We start from the raw sequence: 3,918 nt of genomic DNA, 5'->3' as shown, positions 1-3,918 counted from the left end.
GACACGAACATGCCAGTCAGCCTGCCTCTGACGAGCCGGCGACAACGCACAGAACCGCAGGCCAACACCGAAACCCTGTTTTCGAGCGGTACAGGGTCCTCATCGGAAGGTGGCCGTGGTCATGCCCGCTCTGGTGTTCGCTCGTCGCGCTGTGGACGGTGACGAACTGGCCAGAGTGCAAAAGTTGGCCGCAGCAAGGCATGCGCCGGCGGACTGGGTACTGCGGGCCCGGATTGTGACGCTGTCGTGGTCGGGTTTGACGGTGCCGCAGATCGCCCGCCGGGTTGGTTGCCACCCGCGGACGGTGCGGCAGCGGCTGCACCGGTTCAACAGCGACGGCGTGCCTGGCCTGGGTGATCGGGAGGGCCGCGGCCGGCCTCGGCGTATCAGTGAACAGCAGCGCTCGCAGATCGTGGCTCTGGTCAAGACGATCCCGCCGGGGAGGCTGCGCTACGACCGGGCCGCAGAAATGCTGGTGCAGGCGGATGAGACGTCGACCGCCGCGGTCTGGACCCTTGATGCGCTGACCGAGACGGCGAACGCCAAGGGCATCACCGTCGGCCGCTCCCAGGTGCGGCGGATCCTGCTCGCTGACGGGGCCCGGTGGCGGCAGGTGCGCTCCTGGGCGCTATCGAAGGACCCAGACTTCGTCCCAAAAGGACAGCCGTTATCGAGTTGTATACCCGCACGCCCGACGACCCGACGGTCATCTGCGCCGACGAACTCGGCCCGCTGATCCCGCGCGCCTACCCGGCCCAGCCAGGCTGGACCGCCGACGGCAACCGGGTCAAAGAAGTCGTGCAGTACTGGCGCGACCCGGAAAAAACCTGGGTCTACGGCGGCCTACGCATCCGTGACGGGCACGCGGTGACCATGTACGCCGACCGCCGCAACAGCCTCTGCTACCAGGACTTCCTGCAACAACTCGAGCACGACAACCCGACCGGCGACATCGTCGTCATCACCGACAACCTGTCCTCACACACCTCGCTGTCCACCCGCGAATGGCTCACCGAGCATCCCCGAATCCGGCACCAACCCCGCACCCGGCCTCGGCCTGCTCAGCCCCGACTCGGCGCCGCCGCCCCCGGCCGTCGCCGAGCCCGACCTTGAGCCGCCCGCCGCCGGCGCTTCCGGTTCGCGGTGGTGCTCGCGCTGACCCTCGGTCTCTTCGGCGCCGCGGCCATCGCGTACGCCCAGGCCCGGCCACCGGCCCAGCTCGTCGACTTCCGCGGCTCGATCGCCGTGTATCTCTACACCCATGACGAGTTCGACCGTGACCGGTTGGGTGCGTAGGCGTCCCCATCCACCGCCGCGCGGACGAGGTGCCGAAGCATTACAGGTCAACGCATTCGGGTGGGACGTCGAGGACGTAACCGGCCGCCCGCACGGTGGCGCGCAAGCGGAACGAAAGCGCGGCGTCAGTATCCATCGATACCGTTCCCTCAGTCGGTTCGAGAAAGGTGAATGGTGTGAATGTGCTGAGACGGTTCGTCCTGACGCTCACGTTCGTGGGTGTCGCGGTTTTCGGTACGGTGGGCCCGGCCGCCGCCAGTGGACCCCCGCAGGCAGACGGTCCCATCAACCAGTTGGCCAAGTTCTACCCGTACGACGCCTACGGCGGCCACGACAACGCGCTGCAGACGTGCCTGGACGACCGCGCGGCCATGAAGCGGGCGACCGAAGCCGACTACGTGTACTGTTCCGACGGCTTGTACCTCAACTGCCAGGTCGGGGTCGCGCTGTTCGCACACTGGGACACCTTGGCACCGGCGGTCCCGCCGGCCAAACCGGCCCAACCGGCATGCACGGGCGGCGCCGCGGCAACGGCCGGCGTTCCCCTGATCGCGTCGTGCGACCTCCACGTGGGTACCACGTACCAGAGCGGCAATCAGATCCGCGGCGACGGCTGGCGCAGCGGCAACTGCGGCGTTGGTACCAGCTACGTCGAGCTGCAGCGGAGCCGGTGGTTCGGCTGGGAGACGATGCGGACGGCGAACGTCAATACTAATGACGTGGACTACGGCGTCGGCTACGACTGCGGGGGCACCGGCCAGTACGAGTACCGGGTGATCCACGAGGGATACACGGCCGGCGGCGACTACCTGTTCGCCGAGTCGAACCACATCACCGCAGGCTGCTGACCGTCCGGTCGCCAGCAACCGAGCAAAGGGGTGAGTGCCTGTCCACAAGGCACTCCCCCCGGTGTGTCAGCCCACGCCCATTCGCCGGTGACCTGCCACTCACCGATGAACGGCATGATCTTCTTCTTGGCGGCGCCCCGGGCCGTCGCAACGGCGGACTTCCCGCGCTGCGATGGTCTTTGCCGCTGCCTGAGTTGCCGGCACGGGACGACGGCGAGCCGACCGTTGGCCAGCTGAGGGCCGCCCTACCCCGCCCGGATGGGAGTCGCTCGACCACACACCCGTGCGGCGAGGAACCACAACCCCAACCCGGGGAAACGCGAGTGGACACAGCACTAGCGAGGATGCTGGCGTTCCGTTGGCGAGGTCGAGGCGGATCGATGACCCGGGATACCGATGACATTTGTCTACCGCGGCCACGCCGACTCTTCGTACCCTGATCATATGAAACATCGCCGGTTCCCGATCGTCACCACCGTCGTGTTCGTCGTGACCGGAGTCGCGGAGCTTCTCCAGTGGACGGTGAAGAGTTGGGGCGGGCCCTGGAGCGCGACCCGAACGGTTTCAGCTGATCGCACTGGTGGCGCCTGTTCTCGCCGCTGATCACACAGATGGCGTCGCCGGGCGTGTCCGGCACCGCGCAGTTCTGCAGCAATATGGTTTTCCTGGCGGTCATCGGCGTCGGCGCCGGAACTCGCGCTGTGCCCGTGGTAGTGGCTCGCCGGCTACGTCGTGGGCCCGGGATGCGTTCATGGACGAGGAACAGTTGGCCCGTACGCTGGCGCACGAACGGTTCCGCCTCGGCGAGCTGCGCAACGGCATGCTCGAAGGCTGGTCACCACCGGCAGGGTCCGGCGACCAGTTCGACGTCGTCGCCGCCACCATTCCCGCGGTCCATCGCTACCACGAGCTCAAGGAACCCGGGCTCAACGAGGTCACCTACGCGGTGTTCCCCGCCTACCGCTGCGAGTCCACCGGCCGGGAGACCCAGCGGGAAGCCGAGGACCGCTTCGACCGCATGCTCGACCCCGCCAACCTCAAACGCCTGCCCACCCCCTGGCTACGGATGCGCTACGACAACCCCCGCACCGGCGGCGGCAGCGTCGGCACCGAACTCGGCCTGGGCCCGCCCCGACAAGCTCCTCAAAGAGCTCCGCAAACTCGACGCAGCAGACGGCGCCTGGATCGACTTCGAAAGTTTCCAGAACAAACTGCGCCGCGCCTTCTGGGAGGACGGGCTGCGGCTGGCCGCCGGCGACGACTCCCGGCAGATCGACATGACAGCGCTTCTGGCCTACGCGCAGGATTTCCTTTTCGAGGGTGTCGACGATGAACCTTGAGATCGAGTACGACCAACCCATCCGTGACGCCACCGCCGACGACATCCACGTCGCCTTCACCAAGCTGAGCAGCGCCGGCCCCCGCTTCGCCGTCCTCGACCGAGGGCCGCACTTCTACATTCAGGCGTACGCCGTCGACTCCGGAGACCTGGACGTCGGCTACCGCGACGGCGGCCCCGACAAGGCCTACGAAACCGCCCAGCCACAACCGCGCGCCGCGGTCCTCGACGCGTTCCTCAGCTACCTCAATGACGACAACCGCTGGCGGACCGCCTTCGAATGGCAACGCACCCAGGACGAGCCGTGACTGAGTTCCCCCCGGTTTGGCGGAGCTTCTCAAACATGATCGACTGATCATGGGGAGGAAGTATCCGTGGCAGCACCGAAGAAATACCCCGACGAGCTCAGGGCGCGGGCCGTGCGCCTGTATCGCG

At 67.3% G+C, this 3,918-nt stretch carries 6 protein-coding genes; all 6 read left to right on the top strand.

Annotated elements, in window-relative coordinates:
- Window positions 1-121 precede the first annotated feature (121 nt).
- The 6 genes from AB0O15_RS47815 (at window position 122) to AB0O15_RS47790 (ending at window position 3,791) form a co-directional block, all read left to right on the top strand.
- Window positions 122-736: a helix-turn-helix domain-containing protein gene (locus AB0O15_RS47815; protein WP_364334864.1), complete on the top strand. Its 615-nt coding sequence runs from the start codon at window positions 122-124 to the stop codon at window positions 734-736.
- Window positions 676-1,113 (top strand): transposase, encoded by a 438-nt coding sequence (locus tag AB0O15_RS47810; RefSeq protein WP_364334861.1) that lies wholly within the window; start codon window positions 676-678, stop codon window positions 1,111-1,113. Before AB0O15_RS47815 ends, AB0O15_RS47810 begins: the two co-directional genes overlap by 61 nt.
- 33 nt (window positions 1,114-1,146) lie before the next feature.
- Window positions 1,147-1,296 (top strand): hypothetical protein, encoded by a 150-nt coding sequence (locus AB0O15_RS47805; RefSeq protein WP_364334858.1) that lies wholly within the window; start codon window positions 1,147-1,149, stop codon window positions 1,294-1,296.
- A gap of 176 nt (window positions 1,297-1,472) precedes the next feature.
- Window positions 1,473-2,144 carry a hypothetical protein gene (locus tag AB0O15_RS47800; protein ID WP_364334855.1) on the top strand — a complete coding sequence of 224 codons (672 nt, stop codon included), beginning with the start codon at window positions 1,473-1,475 and terminating at the stop codon, window positions 2,142-2,144.
- A 751-nt stretch (window positions 2,145-2,895) separates the two neighbouring features.
- Complete coding sequence (locus tag AB0O15_RS47795; RefSeq protein WP_364334852.1) at window positions 2,896-3,477, top strand: hypothetical protein; 582 nt, start codon at window positions 2,896-2,898, stop codon at window positions 3,475-3,477.
- Window positions 3,474-3,791 carry a hypothetical protein gene (locus tag AB0O15_RS47790; RefSeq protein ID WP_364334849.1) on the top strand — a complete coding sequence of 106 codons (318 nt, stop codon included), beginning with the start codon at window positions 3,474-3,476 and terminating at the stop codon, window positions 3,789-3,791. The genes AB0O15_RS47795 and AB0O15_RS47790 overlap by 4 nt, the downstream gene beginning before the upstream one ends.
- The last annotated feature ends 127 nt before the right edge of the window (window positions 3,792-3,918 follow it).

The sequence above is a fragment of the Actinoplanes sp. NPDC089786 genome (assembly GCF_040684855.1).
Classification (GTDB): Bacteria; Actinomycetota; Actinomycetes; order Mycobacteriales; family Micromonosporaceae; genus Actinoplanes.
The sequence above is the reverse complement of the archived record's forward strand: the minus strand, read 5'-3'. Positions and strand labels throughout refer to the sequence as shown.